The following is a 21,268-nucleotide window of genomic DNA, read 5'->3' as shown; positions in this document are numbered from 1 at the left end:
TTTGTGACCTGCGCGACTTTTATTAAATTTTCATGATGGAAGTGTGCAATGGGTGGCGGGCGATACACTGCTTTACACGCCCACTGTTTTAATCCTCCCCTGATTTGTAGATTCCATGCCCCTCGACCTCGATACGCCACTTCATGCGCACCAACCGCTGAGCATGAATGAACGCAAATTGCTGGATATCCTTCGCCGTCGAGGTGTGATCACCCGCGCCACGGTTTCGACCGAGATGGACCTGGCTCAGCAGTCGGTGCACCGCCTGATCGAAGAACTGATCAGCCGAGGCCTGCTGCGCAGCGGCGAGCGAGTGAAGAACGGCCGTGGTCAGCCCAGCCCGCGCATTGAGCTGGTCAACGAGGCGGTGTATGTCATCGGCGTATCGATCAATACCGATTCGGCAGTGGTCTGCATCGCCGATCTGGGCTGCAATGTGCTGGAACAGGTCACCTTGCGTACGCCGCCGTTGAGCCGCAACAGCACGCTGGATTCGCTTGATCAGACCATCGAACGCATGCTTCAACGCAATGGCATCGAGGCGCAACGAGTAATTGGCATGGGCTTCGCCATCGCCGGTTTTTTTCTTGAGAACCGCCAGATCAATGCACCTGAACCGCTGCGCGATTGGTCATTGATTGACTTGCAACCGATACTCGAAGAACGCTTCGGCATGCCGGTCTGGCTGGAAAACAACGCCACCACTGCGGCCATCGGTGAAAGCCTGGTGGGCGTGGGGGCCTGGGCCAGCAACTTCATCTACCTGTCGTTCAACTTCGGTTTCGGCGCAGGCGTGGTGATCAACGGCAAACCGTATTTCGGCAGCCACGGCAACGCGGGCGAGATCACCCTCTACAACGACGAAGAGTCGATAAACCGTCCGGCCTTGCGTTACCTGCTGGATGAATTGCATCAGAACGGCGTACAGGTGGACTCAATCGAAGACCTGCGCCTGCGCTTCGACCCCGACTGGCCCGGCGTGGACACCTGGCTGGCACGCGTCAAACCAACCCTGGATCGTCTGGTTAATGCACTGGCGGGCCTGTTCGATCCACAGGCGGTAGTGTTTGGCGGGCAATTACCGCCAGAGCTGGGCAGACGCCTGATTGCGGCGACGGCTTTCTGGGGAGCCCACCGCTACAACGCGCCACCGCCTCGGCCTCAGTTATTGCTGAGTGAGACCAATGGCGATGCGGCGGCTATCGGTGCGGCACTGGTGCCGTTGAAAGAGCGGTTTTTTGTTTGATCTGTCGTCAGCAATAGCTCATTGCTGGGTACTGCACGTTGCGGCCAAGGCAATGGTCATGCAGCAAAAGCCACCTTGGCCTGTCCAGTTCAAGACTATCGTGCGCACGCGGCAGGCAGGTGTGTTGGCTGGCCGATTAATATTTCTTCATGCAGTCGGTGCTTAAGATTCAAGGTTGTCGGCCGATCATACTATATTACTGAGCTTACGTTATTGCTCATCACCGTTGGGTAAGACGTTAGTCTGCATGTGGAGTTGACAAGTGAAGTTATGCCTGGGCTGCAAAGCTATAATGGTTGTCCTGTCGTTTGCCTTGTCAAATGTGGCCGCGTCTGAAGAACTTAAGGTTTACAATTTTTCGCCTGTCAATCAGTACAATCTTAATCTGTCAGCCAGTTTTTGGAATCCAATCATAAAGTATGTGTCCGACAAAAGCGGCGTGAATCTCACGCTGAAATTAGGTCGAACATCCTCTGATACAACAAGTTATGTGCTCGCTCAAGAAGTTGATTTCGCTTTTACTAACCATCTTTTTAGCCCGGAACGCGACAAGATGGGCTGGACGGTGTTTGGTCGCCGTGACGCGCCTGCCCTCGAGGGGCAGATCGTGGTACCTGCCGACTCGCCCATTCATAGCCTTTCGGAGCTAGAGGGCAAGGAAGTCGTGTATCCGGGACCGGAAGCGTTCATCGCTTATAAAGTCACAAACTCGGAATTGGTAAAGAAAGAGATCAGTACGTCTACCGTGTTTGCCGGAAACATGGATGGCGCTTTCAGCCAACTCTTTAGTGGCAAGGCTCAAGCGATGGGGGCCAATTCACAGCTTGTAAGTGGCTACACTGAGAGAGAAGGTAAGTCGTTCCGCGTGCTGTGGAGTTCGGCCTCGTTCAATGACCTGGCCCTCATGGCATCCCCTCGGGTTTCTAAAAAAGAACGTGATGCGGTAGCCAACGCATTTTTTAATATGCAAAACGATCCCGACGGTAGCAGGGTTCTTCGTGAGGCGACCGAGCTGGTCCATGCACCGGCACCGATTACCTTCATTCCTGCGACGGAAGCGGATTATGCGTCCTATCGTGATTTTTATAACAGTTTGCCAGCAAACCTTAAGTAAATAATTTCAACTTTAGCTGGAGAGGCTGTTAATGAATTTCTTTAAAAGCCTGCTGCCCAAATCACTGACGTCGCGAATACTGGCGATGTTATCCATTCTGATACTGACTTTTTTGACGACAGGGCTGGGGCTGTTTTATAAAAACCAGCTGCTTCAGCATATTGAAGAGATACAAGACACCGCTAACATGCTGATCGAGGTCGCCGCGCAAGCTGTAGAGGAAAGCGTCGTCATCGGCGATTACGACACCATCAAAAGGACCCTCGAAAAAACCTTGGCTCGCTCGCCGTTCAAGTCGGCCGTGTTTATTGACCTGTCGGGTGGCGTCATTCGCCTGCATGCAGCCAGTGCGCCTGTTGGAAGGGCCCCTGCGTGGATAGAGTCCGAAGTCGCTGCGAGATTATTCGATGTCAATCGCCCGATTACGGTCGGCGGGAAAGATTATGGCGTGATGCGTCTGTCTTTTAATGCCGAGAGAATCGCTACCGAACTCTATAGCCTGGTGATTCAGGCGACACTGTTTGCAGTATTTTTTTTACTGATCAGTCTGATTTTAATGGGGTTCATGATCAAGCGTTCGCTTGCCCATCTGGGCAAACTTCATTCGTATGAGGCAGAAATCGCTTCAGGCGCAGTGGCCGCTGAAGCTATGTTGGTCGCTGATGCCCCCATGGAAATACAGGAGGCTATAAAAGCGGTAAACCGCACTGCCGCCAGTATGCGCAATCACTTTGGCCTGCGTATCGACTCGCTGATGAATACCTTGGTGCAGCATAAAAATGCCCTGGACGAGGTCTCAATCGTTTGTGAAGTTTCGGCCTCCGGACGTATCACCTACGTTAACGAACGATTCGTAAAAAGCTCGCAGCATTCGCGAGCTGAGCTTTTAGAGCTGAAGATCGATGAAGTCTGGACCGGCATGTCTTCAGCCTCTGAGCCGTGGCGATGGGTACCTGAAAATGAGGTGTGGAACGGTGAGGTCAGGCTTTCGGGGCGTACCGGTAAGGACGCATGGCATCGACGCACCATAATACCTATTCTCGATGACATGGGCGGAGTTGAAAAATATATTTGCATCGATATCGATATTACTGTTCGAAAGGAGTTTGAGGTCGCGATTCTGGATAACTCCAGAAGGCAAAACCTTATCGCCTTGTTTGGTCAGCAGGCATTGACAGAAGAAAACGTCAGTGCACTGGGTGAGCTGGCAGCACTGACTGCAGCGCAAGGATTAACATTGAGCAAGGCGGCTTTATTAGTCGTTGATCGAGTGAGTCATGGGGTCATCCTCAACGCGGAGGTTGGCTTGAACCACGTGGAAGTCGGCAGTGGTTATCACAATGATTTTTTGAACGGTACTGCTTCTTCCACCGGGTGTGTCATTAGTTCTGATACACCTGATAACAGGTACACGCTGCTGCCGGGTGAAACAGTGGAGGCTTGCGGTATTAGAAGTGGTCTAGAGATTGAGATATCCTGCAGGGAGGTTTTCAAGGGCGTTCTTGGGGTGTATGCCAGCACTGACTACTCCTTTACACGTGAAGATGTGAGCTACCTTCAAACACTTGCTAACCTGTTGGCTGCCGCGCTTGAGCGGTATGACGCCAAGAAAAAGCTAATCTATCTGGCCGAAAATGATTCGCTCACCCATCTGCCTAATCGCTGGTTTCTTAGCAATTATCTGCGCGAGATAATCAGTCGGAAAACGTCAGTGCCAGATGCAGTCAGCGTCATATTCATCGATTTGGACAGATTCAAAGCAGTGAATGACACCATGGGGCATTCAGTGGGCGACCAATTGCTTATACAGGCGGGTCGACGCTTGAAAGACTGCATTGATGAAAACAGTGTGGTTGCGCGGCTGGGAGGCGACGAGTTTTCTATCGTCGTTACCCATCATGTTTATTCCGAAAGCCTTATAAAAGCCCTTGCGAACCATGTTGTTGAAGCGTTGGGGAAACCATTCAATCTGGGCGGTCAGGATGTATTTGTTTCAGCGAGTGTCGGTATTGCCAATTATCCGTTTGATGGGCGTGACACTGGCGTTATCCTGAAGAATGCGGATACCGCCATGTACCATGCGAAAAAAAGTGGCCGTAATAACTACAAGTTTTACAACGCCACAATGAATGAAAGTTTGGTTCGGCGCTTGCAAACTGAAACGCTATTGCGGGGTGCGCTTGATCGTGATGAGTTTATTCTACATTTTCAGCCAAAGGTCAGCCTCACCGATGGCAGGATAAGTGGTTTGGAGGCTTTGCTGCGGTGGAATCACCCGGAGCAGGGTATGGTTTCTCCGGCTGAGTTTATCCCTATTCTTGAGGACACCGGCCTGATAATTCCTGTCGGCGAGTGGGTTATCCGCAACGTCTGTGAAACCATAAAAAGCTGGGAAGAAAATAATGTCAGGCAGGTACCGATCGCCATCAATCTGTCCGTCAGGCAGCTTCAGGTAAAAGGCCTGGCTGAGACCATCAAGCACATTGTTGAGGGGTACGGTATCAACCCCGCTCTTTTAGAATTCGAATTGACCGAGTCAATGCTGATGATCGATCCCGAGTCGGCGGTTAACATACTTCGAGATATAAAATCGTATGGTATAAGCCTTTCGGTCGATGATTTCGGAACGGGCTATTCGAGTTTGGCTTACTTGAAACGATTCCCTCTTGACGCCCTCAAAATTGACAGAGCGTTCATAAAAGATATAACGAGCAATCATGAGGACGCCGCTATCACCAGAGCGGTCATCGTGTTGGCGCACGAATTGGGTCTTAAAGTCATTGCAGAAGGCGTCGAAACAGTCGACCAGTTAGCGCTGCTTGTGACGTATGGCTGCGATCAAATGCAGGGTTATCTTTTTAGTAAGCCTGTCATCATTGAAGAGTGTGCTTCTATGATTAAATCGTCACGTAGTCTGAGCTTGTTGGAAATACCTGCTTGAGAACCGCGAGCATGAGAGTTATTCGTAGTAAAGACTTAACCGCACTCAAGCTTGGGCAAGCAACGCCACCAATACTAGATTTCCTTTCACTGCATTTCCTTGCCTGAGTTATTTGAGGGCGTGATTATCAGGAACCTCAGATTCAAGGGCAATGCTTGATAGCCAGCGGGTCCTACATCCTCAGCGCTATAGCCTCTGCCACAAGACACTCCAGTGCAAACTGCTCGGTATAGGTCATCTGAATCGGCGTGGTTTCGCCTTTGACGGTCCTTTCCCCATCCAGAATGTAGCGAATGCGCTTGTCAGTCACACCAATGCGTTTTGCGATCCACGAAGGTGTTTGTCCGATGCGCGAAATCAGCTTGTCGGCATATTCGGTGGACGGGTTATAGAGTTCTGCGTTGGGTGTCATGGGGTGTCCAGATGAAGGTCAGGCGCTGTATGTCAGGGGAGTATGCAGCACGATGGGGTATTCGTCGCCATTGAGGTTGGCAACCCACGCAGTCGTGCAGAGACAGGTACATTGCCTTCGCGAGCAAGCTCGCTCCCACAAGAGCCTGTCTCCAAGAGCAAGCCGCGCGACGTAATTCAATGTAAGTGGCAGATGGGGCGATCCTTCGCCCGCTTTCAGTCAGCATCAATCAAAGTTTCACGCCCAGTGTTACAAACGCGCTGCGTGGCGTGCCCACCTGCAGAATCTGCAAATTGCCCGCCGGGTCGGTCGCTGCGCTGGCGTCGGTGTTGAGGGTGGAGATGTAACGCTTGTCGAACAGGTTGACCATGTTCAGCGAGACGGTGGTGTCTTTGACGGCGCCGAGTTTGCCGAAGTCGTAGCCGAGGTTGGCGTTCGCTACCCAGTAGCCGCTGACACTGGAGTCGTTGGTGTAAGTGTAATAGCGCTTGCTGATGTAGTTGCCCTGCATGCCGGCATTCCAGTGCTCCCAATTCCAGTCCAGGTTGCTGGAATACATCAGCTTGGGCGTATCGACGACGGTTTTGCCTTTCACATGAACGGTGCTGCCGCCGCTGGCATAGTCGTCATAAGTGCTGTGGTTGTAGGACATGGAGTTGGACCAGCGCCAGTGCTCGTCGGGTGTCAGGCCGAATGACAGTTCCAGGCCCCGACTGGTGACAGAGCCGACGTTGGCAACGCCGTTCTGGCAGATGACGATGCCGGTACAGTTGGTGATGGCCACCAGGCGATTGTCGAATTTGGTGTTGTAGACCGCCGCGGATGCCGAATACAGCTTTGTGCTGCGGCGCACGCCCAGTTCAGCGGTTTTCGAGGTTTTGGGTTTGAGGTCCTTGAAGCCGTTCTGCGCATCCACTGCGGTCTGCGTGGTGAAGAACGGGCTGTAACCGCCACTCGGAAAGGCCGCCATGTTTTCCGAATAAGACGTGAACACTTCATCGCTGTCATTGAGTGTGTAGGTTGCGCCCACTTGCGGCAAAAACCTGTCCCGCGCTTCCAGCGAACCGCTGGCATAACCGCCGCCTTTACCTTCGGCAGTGGAGGTGGTGACGGTATTCTTTGCGCCGAACTCAAGCTTGAGACGGTCATCGAGCAGGGTATAGGTGTCGCGCAGGAAAAACTGTCGGGTCAGGTCGTTGTAGCTCTGGTCCAGTACCGTAGCCGCCTGCCTCAGGCCATTGGTTTTGACGATATGGTTTTGCGGAGTCGCATTGGTGGTATCGAACAGGTAACGGGCGATGTCGTTCTTGTTCGATTGAATCCAGAACCCGCCCTGAATTTCATGCTGGCCCAGGAAGTAGGTCAGTGAACTCTGGAAGCCGGTTCGATCAATGCCATACACCGTGCTGCGAATCGAGTTGCTGGGGACAGTGGTCGAGCCGCTGGTAAAGATGAACGGATAGTACGAATTGCCCCGGCCCGAGTCATGGTGGTGATAGACCGTGGCGTCCAGCACCAGATCATCGGTGAGCGAGAAATTGCCATTGAGGATGTCCAGTTCGTCGTCGCGCAGGCTGCTGGCGTTGTAGGTCGCATCGCCTGCGCTGGTTACGCCGCCGGTGTAAATGCCGTTGGCCGCATTGACCGCGCGGGTCCAGTCCGGCGTGTAGTAACTCCAGTTGTTGTAGCCCAAGCGCTGGATGATGCTCTTCGACAGACTGGGCAGATTGGCTTCGTCGTGAGACGAGGTGCTGTGGAAAAAGCTCACGCGGTTTTCGCCGAAGTTGTAATTGACCTTGGCGTTCACAGCGTCGGATTTTTGCGGGTTGTCGTGACCTTTCCAGGCATCGGCGTCGTACTTTTCTCCCGACACATAAGCGGACAGACCGTTGTATTCGCCTGTGTCGACGCGCATGAAAGTGCGCGAGGTGTCGTAACTGCCCAGGGTCTGTGACAGTCGCGCGCCGAATTCCTTGTCCGGATTGGAACTGGTGAACTGGATGGTGCCGCCCAGATCGCTGTTCGATGCCGTGCCCAGCGAACCGATGCCTGGAGCCACTTCGCTGGCGGCGATGTTTTCCGCGATGATCGCCCGGGTGATGCTCAGACCGTTGAAGTTGCCGAAGCTCATGTTGCCAAGCGTGACGCCGTCCAGGGTGTAGCCCAGATGGTGCATGTCAAAACCACGCAGGCTGATGCGCTGGCTGCCTTCTTCACGACCCAACGGATCGCCGGACTGGAAGTTGACTCCCGGTAGCCGTTGCAGAACTTTCAATGGGCTGGTGCCTGCGGAATAAGCGCTTACGTCCTTTTGCGTGACGCGTTGCACCTGCCGGGTTTCGCCCTGGCCAATCACTGACACCGTGCCCAGTGTCACGGCAGCGGTGTCGTCGCTGGCGGGCGCCGTCACTGAGGTGGGCACATCGTCATCGGCCTGAATGAACGGGCTGATCAGGCACAGTGAATTCAATGAAACCAGCAACGCAAGGCGCGTTATCGGGAATCGAGAAGCACGCGGTATTGATCGATTGTTCATGAAAAGGTTTTCCTGGGGCGTCAGGGCGCCGCGCTTGCGACGGGGAATCTGCAGGACGGTGTTAGCGTTGACATGAGTTCAGCCGGCCCTTGAAGGTGTACGAGTCCGTCGTGTTTTCGAGGGGCTCGTTTCAACGAAAGGGCTCGTTTGAACTGGTGGTGATATTAATACTCGCTGTGTGTATTAATTATGACCAGTGGCGTGTTATCCCGATTTTTCTGCCGGTCAATGCCAACCGGCGTGCTGGGCAGTTGGTCGTAAATTTCATTAGGCAAGGCGTCCGTTGCGATGCTATCTGTCCAGACTCAGTGGGTTCAGCCCAATCGTGAATACGTATTTCCGAAGGCCGGGCAACAGGGCATCACCCTCTGAATCCGCGGTTTGCACCTTGGACTGAAACGGGAGAACTCGATGAAATTGCTTCGTTACGGTGAAAAGGGCCAGGAAAAGCCAGGCCTGCTTGATGCTGCCTACCAGATCCGCGATCTGTCCGCACATGTCACGGACATCGCTGGCGAGGTGTTGAGCCCGGCAGGCCTTGCCAGCCTGGCCGCGCTTGATCCCGAAAGCCTGCCTTTGGTGGCGGGCCGACCGCGCATCGGGCCGTGCGTCGGGCAGGTCGGCAAGTTTATCTGCATAGGCCTGAACTACGCCGACCACGCAGCCGAATCGCGGATGGAAGTGCCCAAGGAACCCATCATATTCAACAAGTGGACCAGCGCAATTTGCGGCCCGGACGATAACGTCGAAATTCCTCGCGGTTCGCTCAAGACTGACTGGGAGGTCGAGCTGGGCGTGATCATCGGCAAGGGCGGGCGTTATATCGACGAAGCCGTTGCCATGGAGCACGTTGCCGGTTATTGCGTGGTCAATGATGTGTCGGAGCGCGAGTGGCAGCTTGAGCGCGGCGGAACCTGGGACAAGGGTAAAGGCTTCGATACCTTTGGCCCGATAGGCCCTTGGCTGGTGACCCGCGACGAGGTTACCGACCCTCACTCACTCGACCTGTGGCTGGAGGTTGACGGTCATCGTTATCAGAATGGCAATACGCGCACGCTGATTTTCAACGTGCCGCAACTGATCGCCTACCTGAGCCGTTGCATGAGCCTGCAACCGGGTGATGTCATCTCCACGGGTACGCCGCCGGGTGTGGGCCTGGGCGTCAAGCCAGAGCCTGTCTTCCTGCGCGCAGGGCAACGCATGCGCCTGGGGATTGCGGGGCTGGGCGAGCAGAATCAGTTGACCGTTCAGGCCGACTGATTCGCTGCCTGCGGGGAGTCGGCAACCGGCTCCCTGTTACACAAAAATATCAGCCCTGCACAAACGTCAGCAGGTCTTTGTTGAGTGCCTCTGCATGGGTCACGGCAAAGCCATGCGGCGCGCCGGGATAGACCTTCAACTCTGCACCCTTGATCAGCTCGGCGGCGCGCTTGCCTGATGCTTCGAACGGCACAACCTGATCACCATCGCCATGAATCACCAGGGTCGGCACATCGATTTTCGCCATGTCCGCACGGAAGTCGGTTGCGGAGAACGCCGTCACGCAATCCAGCGTGCCTTTGAGCGAGGCGAGCAGGGCGATATTCAAGGTCTGGGCCTGTACGCCCTCGGAAACCTTCTGTCCTTTGTTCAGACCGTAGAACGGCGTGGCGAAATCACTGATGAATTGCGCGCGGTCCTTGAGCAACCCTTCCTTGATGCCATCGAACACTGATTTGTCGACGCCTTCCGGATTGTCGTCAGTCTTGAGGAAAAACGGTGTGACCGAGCCCAGCAAGGCCAGTTTGGCAACTCGCTCGCTACCATATTTTGCGATATAGCGCGTCACATCGCCGCCGCCCATGGAAAAGCCCACCAGCGTCACGTCGTGCAGATCAAGGTGCTCGATCAGCTCGGCGATATCGTCAGCGAAGGTGTCGTAGTCATAACCGGTCCACGGCTGGCTGGAACGACCGAAGCCTCGGCGGTCGAAGGCAATGGTGCGATAGCCCCGGCTGCTGAGGTATTCCATCTGGTATTCCCACATATCCGCATCCAGCGGCCAGCCGTGGCTGAACAGTACCGGCTTACCCTCGCCCCAGTCCTTGTAATAGATCTCGGTGCCATCTTTTGCGTTGAACGTGCTCATGCAGATTCCTCTCGATGTCGGGTTGATCGGGCAAGCGCTCTGGTGCACAGGCTCATGCATGCCTTCGGCAGCCGCCGATAATTCCGGCAGTTGGCGCTTTGCATAGTTCAGTCGGGAAGAATGAGCGTACTGTTCTGGCGTAATTTTTTGAAACATCGGCTCATCGTATTTCCCTGCCGGAACCGAACTTGCCGGGCATAAGGGAATCAGTTCCTTGGGATCAAAGCGCGCTTTGGCCTGTGCATGGTTGTATTTGTCCATCGAAGGAGAGAACTGCGTGGCGTCTCAGCTGAAAATCTTGATCCTGTCGGGTCTGCTGCTATTCGCAGGCAGTTTCAATCTCCAGGCAGCCGATGTACCTGCGCTGCCAATGGGTGCTGCGGTGCCGACCGACGACAAGGCAGCCGAAAAGACCGATGGCAAAGCAGCTGAAAAACCTGCGGCGAAAGCGGATGAAAAGCCCGCTGAGAAGGCAGATGAGAAACCGGCAGACGGCGGCGAGCCAGCAGCGGCCGAGGCCCCGGAGCTTCTGGTGCAGGGCGGGTTGCTCGGCGCCATCAGTTCCAGCATTGATGACGTCCAGGAAAAGCTTAATCTTGACGACAACCTCTTCGACGCCTGGCAGCTGCGCGCCGACCGTGCAGCCGACGAACTGGAAAAGCTGGTCAACAAGCGCACCACACGTTCTCCGTGGAGTGTTGCCGGGGACTTCCTTGCCCTGTCGTTTGTCTGGATCGGCTCGTTTGCTGTTCTGACCACGTTGGGTCGTTTTCTGGCGGTGCGCTTGTGCCGGACGCCGTTCATGCGGGTGCGCGAGCGCAGTCAGGCGCTGCTCAAATACGTATTGCCGTTCACCTTGCCAGCCATCGTCTGTCTGCCATTGACTCTCTACGTCAGCCACTTCATGCCGTCTTCAGTGGGCCGTGCGCTGGCGCTTTGCTTCGCCTATGCGACCAGCAGTGGCATCGTGTCGACCTCGGTGCTGCTCTGCGTGATTGTGATGTTCAACTCCGGGCACAAGCGCGCCGCGGTACGCATGATTCGCCGCTACGCGCCGAGGCCACTGTTTGTGGTCGGTTTTCTGGCGGCGCTGAGCGATGCACTGACCAGCCCGCAGATCGCCCGCCAACTGGGCAGCAACGTCACCACCAGCGTTGCGGTGTTCACCGGGCTGTTTGCGTCGGTGGTGTTCTGCATGTTGATCATCAAGGTGCGCCGCCCGGTGGCGCACCTGATTCGTAACCGTTCCTTGAGCAGCCGCCTGCAACGGCCAGCACTGCAGCAGTCGCTGAAAATCTTCTCCAACCTGTGGCACTTGCCAATCCTGCTGATGATTCTGGTCTCGGCGATCAACCTGATCGGAGCCGGTGAAGACAGTCAGGAAGCGCTGCGTTGTGCGTTGTTCACCACCATTCTGCTGATCGCCACGGTATTTTTGAGCACAGTGTTCCAGCACCTGTTCAAACCGACCGAATCCCTGGGGCGCGGCGGGCATGTGTACAAGGCGCGCCTGCTGAGCCTGGTTTACGCGGTGTTGCGCATTGCGCTGGCCATCGGGTTCATCGAAATACTGGGGCGTATCTGGGGCTTCTCGATGTTCGAGTTTGCCCAGCGCAACACGCTGGGTCGCGTGATAAGCGATTCGCTGAGCAGTATCGGCCTGATATTTGTGGTCACCTGGCTGCTATGGGTAGTGCTCGACACGGCCATTCAGGAAGCCCTCAAACCACCGGCCAATCATCGCAGTGGCCGCCAGCCGAGTACACGAATCAAGACCATTTTGCCGCTGCTGCGCAACGCGGTGAAAATCATTCTGGTGGTGATCTGCGCGATCACCACCATGGCCAATCTGGGCATCAACGTTGCACCGCTGCTGGCGGGTGCCGGGGTTGTCGGTCTGGCCATCGGTTTCGGTTCGCAACAACTGGTGCAGGACGTGATCACCGGTCTGTTCATCATCATCGAAGACACCTTCTCGGTGGGCGATTGGGTAGTGCTCAGTACCGGCCACTCCGGATCGGTGGAAAGCCTGACCATCCGTACCGTGCGCCTGCGTGACGGCAAGGGTTTTGTCCATTCCGTGCCGTTCGGGCAGATCAAGGCGGTTACCAACCAGTCGCGGCAGTTCGCTTATGCGTTCTTCTCGGTGCAGTTCACTTACGACTCGGATATTGATGATGCGCTGGCGCTGATCCGCGAAACCGGGCAGTCGATCAGCGATGACATTCTGCTCAAGCACAACCTGCAAGGACCGCTGGAGGTGTTCGGCGTCGACAGCATGAACCTGAACGGCATGGTGTTGACCGCGCAATTCCGCACCTCTTCCGGTGGTCAGTACGCAGTGGGGCGCGCCTTCAACGAGCGCCTCAAGCGTCTTGTGGATAAAAACCCGAACGTACGTTTCGCGCAAACTTATCCACAGATGGTCATGGGGCCGGGCTTCAACAACCCGCAGTCTGGCGTTGAAGCCGAGGGGCCTCCTGCGCCCTCGGACCCTGCCGCTGCGACACCTTCTGCGCCGACACCTGCACCGCTTGGTCTGCCCAAGGGCAACAGCCCGCCGGGTCCGGCAGCTCAGTAATCAATCGGGCGGCATGAGACGGCTGCAACGCGTTGTTGCGGCGTCATTGCCCCGCCGGGCTGCGCAACTGTTGGGGGTTGGCAGGCAACGTGTTATGTTTGCAGGCGTTTTTCAATTGTTCGTTTGATTATCTGATACCGAGCCTGCTGACTCTATGCGAATGCGCCTTATGCTGTTGGGCGGCGGGAATGCCCTCGGGCAGGCGCTGATTCGTCTGGGTGCCGAGGAAGACATTGGTTTCCTCGCACCACGTCCACCGCAAGACGGCTGGGACGTGGCGAGCCTCACGCAACTGCTTGATGACACCCGCCCCGATGCCCTGATAAACCTTGCTTACTACTTCGACTGGTTTCAGGCGGAGACCGTGAGCGCAGCGCGCCTGACCCACCAGGAGCGCTCTGTCGAGCGTCTGGCCGAACTGTGTCAGCACCACAACATCACGCTGGTCCAGCCTTCCAGTTATCGTGTGTTCGATGGCTCGCGCGCGACTGCCTACAGCGAAAAAGACGAGCCAGTGCCCTTGGGTCTGCGCGGTCAGGCGCTGTGGCGTATCGAGCAAAGCGTGCGCGCCACCTGTCCGCAACATGTGCTTGTGCGTTTTGGCTGGTTGCTGGATGACAGCGCTGATGGCGTGCTTGGCCGCTTTCTTTCGCGCGCCAAAGAACCCGGAGAGCTGCTGCTGGCCGATGATCGACGCGGCAACCCGACGCCGGTCGATGATGCGGCGCGGGTGATTATTTCAATCGTCAAGCAACTCGATTGCGAAGCGCCGCTGTGGGGCACGTACCACTACGCCGGGCACGAAGCGACCACGCCACTGGCGCTGGGTCAGGCGGTGCTCACCGAAGCACGTCTGCTGCACCCGCTGGCCATTGAATCGCCCACCGCACAGGCTCACGCCGCGCGTCCCGATGCAGCCGAGGAACCGCAGCACGCGGTGCTGGCCTGCAAGAAAATTCTCCACACTTTCGGCATCAAGCCCCGCGCCTGGCGAGCGGGCTTGCCAAGCCTGCTGGACCGGTATTATCGACATGTCTGACGCCCCTGTTCTGATTGCGGGAGGTGCGGGTTTCATTGGCTCGCACCTGACCGATGCATTGCTTGCCGACGGGCATTGCGTGCGTATCCTCGACAACCTCTCGGCGGGCAAGCGCAGCAATCTGCCGCTCGACAACCCGCGGGTTGAACTGATCGAAGGCGACGTAGCCGATGCCGAGCTGGTCAAGCGCGCTGCGCAAGGCTGTAAGGCTGTGGTGCACCTGGCAGCGGTGGCCTCGGTTCAGGCGTCAGTTGACGACCCGGTGCGCACCCATCAAAGCAACTTCATCGGCACACTGAATGTCTGTGAGGCCATGCGCGAAGCGGGCATCAAGCGCGTGATCTTTGCTTCCAGCGCGGCGGTATACGGCAACAACGGCGAAGGCGAAGCTATCACCGAAGACACTACCAAAGCACCGCTGACTCCGTACGCATCGGACAAGCTGGCCAGCGAGTTCTACCTGGACTTCTACCGCCGTCAGCATGGTCTGGAGCCGGTGATCTTTCGCTTCTTCAACATCTTCGGCCCGCGCCAGGATCCGTCGTCGCCGTATTCGGGCGTGATCAGCATCTTTGCCGAACGCATCCAGAAAGGCCTGCCGATCAGCGTGTTTGGCGACGGCGAACAGACACGCGATTTCTTCTACGTGGGTGACCTGCTCAAGCTGCTGCTGCAGGCCCTGTCACGGGAAAGCGCCATCGAGGGCGCGATCAACGTCGGCCTGAACAAGACCACTTCGCTCAACGAGCTGCTGGCCGCGCTTTCGCAAGTGGTCGGAAAACAGCCGGAAGTGAGCTATCAGGCACCGCGCTCGGGCGACATCAAGCATTCACGGGCCAGTAACCAGCGTCTGCTGGAGCACTTCAGCATTGATGAGCCGACACCACTGGTTCGTGGGCTTGAGTTGTTGATGGGGCAATGAGCCCCGCATCGACTGTAAGTGCTGATCGTCCCCACGCTCTGCGTGGTGATGCATTTCTGGACGCTCTGCGTCCGCTCTTGAGCGTGCGGTGCAGCGCCTATTTGTGACGCAGAGCGTCACGAACTGCATGCCGACGCGGAGCATCGGCACGATATCCAGGAGTCCGGGCGCGGGTTAAATCACGGCACGATAATCAGGAATCCAGCACGCAGAGTTCAAACCACAAAACACAAAGGCACCCGCTTAGGGTGCCTTTGTGCCTGTGGTGCTGAAGGTGTGCAGGTCAGAACTTGTAACCCACGCCCACCATGTACACCCATGGGTCGATATCCACGTCGACCTTGGTCTTGCCGACGGCCAGGGCAGAAGGACCGTCCACAGTCGCTTTGGTATCGATGTCGACGTACCAGACCGAGGCGTTGACCAGTACGTTGTCAGTGATCATGTAGTCCATGCCCAACTGAGCAGCCAGACCAACCGAGTCCTTGAGCTTGAGGTTGCTGAAACCCTGATCCTTGCGATTGCCGGTCAGGTCGGTATCGAAGAAGGTGGTGTAGTTGATACCCACGCCCGCATACGGTTGAAATTTCGACGAAGGTTCCATCGGGTAGTACTGCAACGACAGCGTCGGCGGCAGTTGCTTGATATCAGCCAGCTTGCCGTCCAGGCCTGGCCCCAGGCCTTTTACTGAAACGGTGTGGCTGAACGGTGTAGCAGCCAGCAGCTCGATGCCGACATGCTGGGTCAGCATGTAAGCGAAGGTCAGACCGAGCTGGTTTTCGCCATCGACGGTGGCTTTGGTGCCGGAGACCTTGGCACCGTCCAGACGGACTTCGCCGCTGTCTTCATTGGGCTGGACGTGCGCAACACCGGCGCGAACGATGAAGTCGCCAGGCTCGTAGGCATGTGCCGCGACCGGGGCGGCGATGGCAAGCGCGACAACGGACGCGCGTAGCAAGTGCTTGTTCATGGAGGCTCCAGAGATCAGTCAAAATTTATGGGTATAATGTTAAAGCGCTGTCGAGCGGCGACTTTGACTCAGCTCAATGAAATCGCTGGGAACCTCGTCATCCTTATGAATCCGGCAACTCGTAGACAAGTATCTTGTCTGCCTGCATCTGATAACCCGCTTCTGCCAGTTCGCTGGTAGACGATTTGGCCTGCATCGGTCCTTCGATCCAGTACGGCTGATACAGCTCATCGACCTTCACACCCAGCTCACTCGTGACATGCACGATCTGGTTCGCTGGCGGCGGCGGCACATGGATGCAGGCACCGAAATACGGCACCAGCAAAAACTCCGTCACTCTGCCTTCCTCGCTGACCTCAAGTGGCACGATGTAGCCCGGTAAACGCACCAGCTTGCCATCCAGTGCCTTGACCACTGGCGCATGCGGAGCCAGTTGATGGGCCGCAGGAGCTGCCTCCATGGCCAGTGCATCGGACAGCTTGGACATATCGTGTATCGGAGCCGTTACCGGCTTCACCACGGGTGCATCGGGTGGAATCATGTCATTCCAGGTCAGTTCACGCGGCTCGGCGGCCCACAGTTGAGTGGAAACCGAAAGCAGCAGAGTGAGTAGCATGCGCCGCATCATGAAGGTCCTCATAAACGAATTGACAGTCCATCGGCCAGTGACTGCCTGTAGGCTCGCCAGGCTGGCACGGTTCCCATCAACAGCGCGCAACCGAGAATGGCACCGAGCAGGGTCCATTCATATTGGCCAGGTGGCATAGACGACAGGTACAGACCGTAGTTGTCGAGCACGTAGTCTCTGGCCACGAAGATGCCGATATAGAGCAGTGCGAGGCCGCTGATGACACCCGCAAGTGCCAGGGCGAAGGCTTCAAGTATAAGCAGACTTGCGATATGCCAGGGCCGTGCGCCGACCGAGCGCAGGATGGCCATCTCCCGGCGTCGTTCATTGAGGCTGGTGAGAATCGCGGTCAGCATGCCGATCAGACCGGTCAGCACCACGAACAGCGAAATTACGAACAGTGCCTTTTCAGCGGTGCCCATCAGGCTCCACAGCTCTTGCAGCGCCACGCCGGGCAGAATCGCCAGCATGGGCTCGCCACGGTATTCGTTGATTTCGCGTTGCAGGCTGAAGGTTGAGATCTTGCTGTTCAAACCCAGCATGAAGGCGGTGATCGCAGTCGGCGTCAGATCCATATTGCGTGCCTGATCGGCAGAGATACGCTCGTTGCCTCGCGCCGGTGCGCCGTTGTGCCAATCGATATGAATGGCTTCCATGCCGCCCAGGCTGATATGCAGCGTGCGGTCCACCGGTGTACCGGTCGGCTTGAGTATGCCGACCACGGTGAACGGCTTGTCGTCATGCTTGACCAGACTGATCGCCGCGACACCGTGCGCCAATACCAGTTTGTCTCCCAATTTATAATGCAGCGCCTTGGCGACCTCCGAACCCAGCACTACCTCAAAGGGATCGGTCTTGAATTCACGTCCTTCGGCCATTTCCAGATGCTGTTGGCGACCGAACTGGTAATGCTCGAAATACGCTTCGTTGGTGCCCATTACCCGATAGCCACGATGGGAGTCGCCCAGCGAAACCGGGATCGCCCATTTGACCTGTTTGCTCTGGGCAAAATGCTCAAAGCTGTCCCAGCGAATGTTGTTGGTGGCGTTGCCGATGCGAAATACCGAGTACAGCAACAGGTTGATCGAACCGGAACGTGCGCCGACGATCAGGTCGGTACCGCTGATGGTGCTGGCGAAGCTGGAGCGGGCTTCGGTGCGCACCCGCTCTACGGCCAGTAACAGGCACACCGACAGCGCAATGGCGAAGGCAGTGAGAAACGCGGTGAAACGGCGGTTGGCCAGGCTGGCCATGGCCAGACGAAACAGATACATCTCAAATCTCCACGGCGACGGCGGCGCGATTCAGATCGCTGAGCGACAGGTTGCGATCAAACAGCGGTGCCAGGCTCTGGTCATGACTGACAAACAGCAGGCTGGCCCCGGCCTCGCGGCATTCGGCGAACAGCAGGCGAATGAACGCTTCGCGAGAGTCGGCGTCCAGCGCCGAAGTGGGTTCGTCGGCGATCACCAGTTCAGGTTGACCGATAAGCGCACGGGCCGCGGCCACGCGTTGTTGCTGGCCGATGGACAGTGAGTCGGCACGTCGCGTCAGCATCGCCGGGTCTTTCAGGCCCAAGTGGGCGAGCAGGGTGGTGGTCGCTTTTTCGACGCTGCCGTGGCGTTGCTTCGCACGCTCGGCGCGGACGTTGGAAAAGTGGCAGGGCAGCTCGATGTTTTCTCGCACCGACAGAAACGGCAACAAATTGAACTGCTGAAAGATGTAGCCGGTGTGATCGACTCGGAAGCGATCACGTGCTGCCGCCGACAGTGTCGACAGGTCCTGATTCAACAGGCGAATGCTGCCGCTGACAGGTTTTTGCACGCCGCCCAGCAGGCCCAGCAAAGTGGTTTTGCCGCTGCCGCTGGGGCCTTTGAGGAACAGGGTTTCGCCGGTTTGCAGGCGAAATTCAGGGATGTCCAGTAACTGCGGATGGCCTGGCCAGTTGAAGCTCAGGTTCGATAGCTCGATCAGTGCTTGGGTCATGGGCTGACTCACGCTAGGTTGGAAATTAAAAGACCGGGCCAGGCCCGGTCGTTGTACCGCAGAGTGCGATCAGAATTTCAGCGTTGGGTTGGCTGCGATCACTTCTGCGCCCGATTGGCCGCCTGGCGAGATCAGTTGTACCTGAAGCTTCTTGGTGTCGGGAAAGGTTTTGAAGATTTGTGACAGGTCGAGCCTCTTCAGAACGGCCGGTGCGTCACAGACGAACTTGTAGTGACCGTGAATTTCGCTGTGCTCATGATGATCGGCATCGCCGCCCTTGGCGTGCTCATCGTGATCGTCATCCTTGTCGCCGAACAGCGGGCTTTCCAGTTTCACCGAGGTGGCCGAGCAATTGGCAGCATCGGCGATGCTGAACAGCGCGTTGGGCTTGAGTAGCAACTCGCGCGCCTTGGCGACTTTGGCCTTGTCTTCATCCGAAGTTGCAACGTGCTCGAAACCGACGATATTCATGGCCGGGCTGTCGAATTCAAATTCCAGCGTCTTGCCTTCCAGCACCACATCCAGACGTCCTACGCCATGCTCGTGGGCTCCCAGACTGCCGTGTTCATCGCCGTGATCATGGGCATGTACTTCGGCTGCGTGAGCAGCAACGAGTGGCAACAGGGCGAAAGGCAAGGCGAGTAGCAAACGGCGCATAGCGGACTCCGGGGACAATATTGATGAAATTTGTTATGTGATCTTATAACAAGTGCCGGTGTGCGTGGACGTGTTTTTGTTCAAGCACTGGACTATCCGGTCTTCATGGACCGTTATCTGGCGGCGTTATCTGGAATACCCTGGCCCGTGCTTATGCTGAAGTAGTCTCAGCCTTTGCGTCATCAGGTCCTACTCTGAAAAATGAAAATCGCTGTACCTGCGCCGGATGCGCCGGGAGGGTTTTCATCGCCAGCCGAGTGTGACATCAGGGAAGATACTCATGAACAAGCTCCATCCGAATAGAGAAATCCTGCGTGCGGTGTACAAGGATCCAACTCGAATTACCGAATTCGCCGACGCTGACATTGTGCTGCACAAAGCCGATCAGGGCGCTGGTGGTGGCTTGTCCATAGCCATTGGCAAGGACGCAGTGCTTTCCCACGAAATCAATCTGATCAGGCGCACACGTCAGACCCTCTACATGGATGTCCACGACATCATTGCCAACGAGCACTATGGCTCGGCGCTGGGAGAGATGCGCGCCAGTTGCGAGGGCCGGAAGATCATCATGCCGTTTTGCGGCCTGTGGCGGTTTCGTGATGGCAAAATTGTCGAGCATTGGGAAAATGTCTATGACGTGCGGGCGCTTGGCAACTTCATGAACGGCAAAGAGCCGGTCATCAGCCAGTGGCGTTACGGTTGATCATGGGCATGCGCGCCAGCCTGTGGGAGCATGTATGCCTGACTGTCAGCAGGTACACATCATGTTGCGTATTCGTGGAACCGTAGGCCAGTGGCCGGTGGATTTGACTCTTGAACTGGACGAAGGCGACTGGGCGCAACTGGGCGCGCAGCTCAAGGCGGCAGCTCCCGACTTATCGGCCGCCGTGGTCGAGAGCAAGCCGCTCAACCAGGACGACAGGCTGTGGCAGGTCGCACAGGAGTTGTTGCAAAAGGCCGGGCAGATGAGTGGGCCGGATCTGCTGGGGCAACTGGAAGGGCTGGCCGGCAGTATCGCGGCAGGCAAGCATTTGCTGGTGCGCCTGCGTCACTCTGCGAACGTGAAGGTCGAGAGCGGCGGGGATGCGCCGCTGTACAGCTGGGTCGACGCGACGTGATCTGACCTGGTTGTTCAGTCACTGGCACCCGCGCGGTGCCGGTGGCAAGCTGGCTTAATACAGCGCGGCGAACAGCTTGCGACGGTATGCGGTCACCAGTGGATGCTCATTGCCCAGCAGGTCGAACACTTGCAGCAGCGTCTTGTGCGGCAGGCCCTCGGCGTAATTGCGATTGCGAATGAACAGTTTGAGCAGGCCATCCAGCGCGGCTTCGTACTGTTGACGCGACAATTGCTGAATCGCCAGTTGATGCACCGCTTCGTCATCCTGAGGGTTTTGCGCCAGACGACTTTTCAATTCGGCCACATCCGGCAGGGTGGCCGCTTGTGCCAGGAACGTCAGTTGCGCCTTGGCACCCGCCAGCTCGGCTTTGTGTGCATCACCGGTAACGGCGTCCAGCACTGCCTTTGCCTCGCTCAGTTCGCCACGTTCTGCCAGGCAGCGCGCATACAGAATCAGTGCTGCGGCATTGGTGTTGTCTTCGCCCAACAGCGCCTTGAGCAGTGCTTCGGCTTCGGCAAAACGGCTTTCGGCAAACAGCTCTTGCGCTTGCTTGAGTGGATCGGCGGCCGACGGAGGCGGCATGACGACATGCTGTTCGAGAATCTTGCGGATTTCCGATTCAGACTGGGCTCCGGCAAAACCATCCACCGGCTGGCCGTCCTTGAACAGCACCACGGTCGGCAGGCTACGAATACCGAAGCGCGCAACAATGTCCTGCTCGATGTCGCAATTCACCTTGGCGAGCAGCAATTCGCCCTGATAACTCTCGGTGATTTGCTGCAGCAGGGGCATCAAGACCTTGCAGGGCGCACACCACTCGGCCCAGAAATCGACCAGCACGGGCTGGTCGAACGATTTGTCGATCACCATTTGATCAAAGTTCGCGGCGGTTGCGTCGAAGATGTAAGCAGTTTCCTGGCTCATTGCACGTCTCGAAGAATCTGAATGCCGCCAACTATAAAGCCCGCAGGGCAATGCTGAAAGCGG

The 21,268-nt window shown here is 56.7% G+C and carries 18 protein-coding genes; 9 read left to right on the top strand and 9 right to left on the bottom strand.

Annotated features, from left to right (window positions below):
• Positions 1-115 precede the first annotated feature (115 nt).
• The 3 genes from FFH21_RS24255 to FFH21_RS24245 all read left to right on the top strand — a co-directional run bounded on the left by FFH21_RS24255 (position 116) and on the right by FFH21_RS24245 (position 5,301).
• The gene (locus tag FFH21_RS24255) at positions 116-1,246 is read left to right on the top strand and encodes an ROK family transcriptional regulator (protein ID WP_011169597.1); all 1,131 of its coding nucleotides are present in this window, start codon (positions 116-118) and stop codon (positions 1,244-1,246) included.
• Positions 1,247-1,538: 292 nt separating this feature from the next.
• Positions 1,539-2,360 (top strand): phosphate/phosphite/phosphonate ABC transporter substrate-binding protein, encoded by an 822-nt coding sequence (locus FFH21_RS24250; RefSeq protein WP_011169595.1) that lies wholly within the window; start codon positions 1,539-1,541, stop codon positions 2,358-2,360.
• Between the two features lie 31 nt (positions 2,361-2,391).
• Positions 2,392-5,301: a bifunctional diguanylate cyclase/phosphodiesterase gene (locus FFH21_RS24245; protein ID WP_011169594.1), complete on the top strand. Its 2,910-nt coding sequence runs from the start codon at positions 2,392-2,394 to the stop codon at positions 5,299-5,301.
• 172 nt (positions 5,302-5,473) lie between these two features.
• Here the strand turns inward: FFH21_RS24245 and FFH21_RS24240 are convergent, their stop codons facing one another.
• Positions 5,474-5,713 carry a hypothetical protein gene (locus FFH21_RS24240; protein ID WP_003317071.1) on the bottom strand — a complete coding sequence of 80 codons (240 nt, stop codon included), beginning with the start codon at positions 5,711-5,713 and terminating at the stop codon, positions 5,474-5,476.
• 229 nt (positions 5,714-5,942) lie between these two features.
• Entirely contained in the window at positions 5,943-8,249 is a 2,307-nt protein-coding gene (locus FFH21_RS24235; RefSeq protein ID WP_011169593.1) for a TonB-dependent receptor, read from the bottom strand.
• A gap of 411 nt (positions 8,250-8,660) precedes the next feature.
• On the opposite strand from FFH21_RS24235, the gene FFH21_RS24230 reads away from it, so the two are divergent.
• Positions 8,661-9,509, top strand: a complete 849-nt coding sequence (locus FFH21_RS24230; RefSeq protein WP_011169592.1) for an ureidoglycolate lyase — start codon at positions 8,661-8,663, stop codon at positions 9,507-9,509.
• 49 nt (positions 9,510-9,558) lie between these two features.
• Here the strand turns inward: FFH21_RS24230 and FFH21_RS24225 are convergent, their stop codons facing one another.
• Positions 9,559-10,377 carry an alpha/beta fold hydrolase gene (locus FFH21_RS24225; RefSeq protein ID WP_038819935.1) on the bottom strand — a complete coding sequence of 273 codons (819 nt, stop codon included), beginning with the start codon at positions 10,375-10,377 and terminating at the stop codon, positions 9,559-9,561.
• A 277-nt stretch (positions 10,378-10,654) separates the two neighbouring features.
• Here FFH21_RS24225 and FFH21_RS24220 point away from each other — a divergent pair, with 277 nt between their 5' ends.
• From FFH21_RS24220 to FFH21_RS24210, 3 genes are all read left to right on the top strand, one after another.
• Positions 10,655-12,958, top strand: a complete 2,304-nt coding sequence (locus tag FFH21_RS24220) for a mechanosensitive ion channel family protein (protein WP_004667319.1) — start codon at positions 10,655-10,657, stop codon at positions 12,956-12,958.
• Positions 12,959-13,112: 154 nt separating this feature from the next.
• Entirely contained in the window at positions 13,113-13,997 is an 885-nt protein-coding gene (locus FFH21_RS24215) for a sugar nucleotide-binding protein (RefSeq protein ID WP_002555443.1), read from the top strand.
• A complete protein-coding gene (locus FFH21_RS24210; protein ID WP_011169590.1) occupies positions 13,990-14,919 on the top strand; it encodes an NAD-dependent epimerase/dehydratase family protein in 930 nt (309 codons plus the stop codon). Before FFH21_RS24215 ends, FFH21_RS24210 begins: the two co-directional genes overlap by 8 nt.
• 283 nt (positions 14,920-15,202) lie before the next feature.
• Here FFH21_RS24210 and FFH21_RS24200 read toward each other — a convergent pair whose 3' ends face one another.
• The 5 genes from FFH21_RS24200 to FFH21_RS24180 all read right to left on the bottom strand — a co-directional run bounded on the left by FFH21_RS24200 (position 15,203) and on the right by FFH21_RS24180 (position 19,160).
• On the bottom strand, positions 15,203-15,889 hold the full coding sequence (locus FFH21_RS24200; RefSeq protein ID WP_004666334.1) for an OmpW family protein: 687 nt from the start codon (positions 15,887-15,889) through the stop codon (positions 15,203-15,205).
• A 103-nt stretch (positions 15,890-15,992) separates the two neighbouring features.
• Entirely contained in the window at positions 15,993-16,517 is a 525-nt protein-coding gene (locus FFH21_RS24195) for a DUF3299 domain-containing protein (protein ID WP_002555440.1), read from the bottom strand.
• Positions 16,518-16,525: 8 nt separating this feature from the next.
• A complete protein-coding gene (locus tag FFH21_RS24190; RefSeq protein WP_004666332.1) occupies positions 16,526-17,791 on the bottom strand; it encodes an FtsX-like permease family protein in 1,266 nt (421 codons plus the stop codon).
• A 1-nt stretch (position 17,792) separates the two neighbouring features.
• Positions 17,793-18,503, bottom strand: coding sequence for an ABC transporter ATP-binding protein (locus FFH21_RS24185; protein ID WP_004655859.1), 711 nt, complete (start codon positions 18,501-18,503; stop codon positions 17,793-17,795).
• Between the two features lie 69 nt (positions 18,504-18,572).
• Positions 18,573-19,160: a DUF2796 domain-containing protein gene (locus tag FFH21_RS24180; protein WP_004666331.1), complete on the bottom strand. Its 588-nt coding sequence runs from the start codon at positions 19,158-19,160 to the stop codon at positions 18,573-18,575.
• Positions 19,161-19,440: 280 nt separating this feature from the next.
• On the opposite strand from FFH21_RS24180, the gene FFH21_RS24175 reads away from it, so the two are divergent.
• Positions 19,441-19,863, top strand: coding sequence for a nuclear transport factor 2 family protein (locus FFH21_RS24175; protein WP_011169589.1), 423 nt, complete (start codon positions 19,441-19,443; stop codon positions 19,861-19,863).
• Between the two features lie 61 nt (positions 19,864-19,924).
• The gene (locus tag FFH21_RS24170) at positions 19,925-20,278 is read left to right on the top strand and encodes a hypothetical protein (RefSeq protein ID WP_041924861.1); all 354 of its coding nucleotides are present in this window, start codon (positions 19,925-19,927) and stop codon (positions 20,276-20,278) included.
• Between the two features lie 54 nt (positions 20,279-20,332).
• On the opposite strand, the gene trxA is transcribed toward FFH21_RS24170, so the two are convergent.
• Entirely contained in the window at positions 20,333-21,205 is an 873-nt protein-coding gene (gene trxA, locus FFH21_RS24165) for a thioredoxin (RefSeq protein ID WP_004666330.1), read from the bottom strand.
• Positions 21,206-21,268 lie beyond the last annotated feature (63 nt).

It is taken from the genome of Pseudomonas sp. KBS0707 (genome assembly GCF_005937945.2).
Classification (GTDB): domain Bacteria; phylum Pseudomonadota; class Gammaproteobacteria; order Pseudomonadales; family Pseudomonadaceae; genus Aquipseudomonas; species Aquipseudomonas amygdali.
The sequence above is the reverse complement of the archived record's forward strand: the minus strand, read 5'-3'. Positions and strand labels throughout refer to the sequence as shown.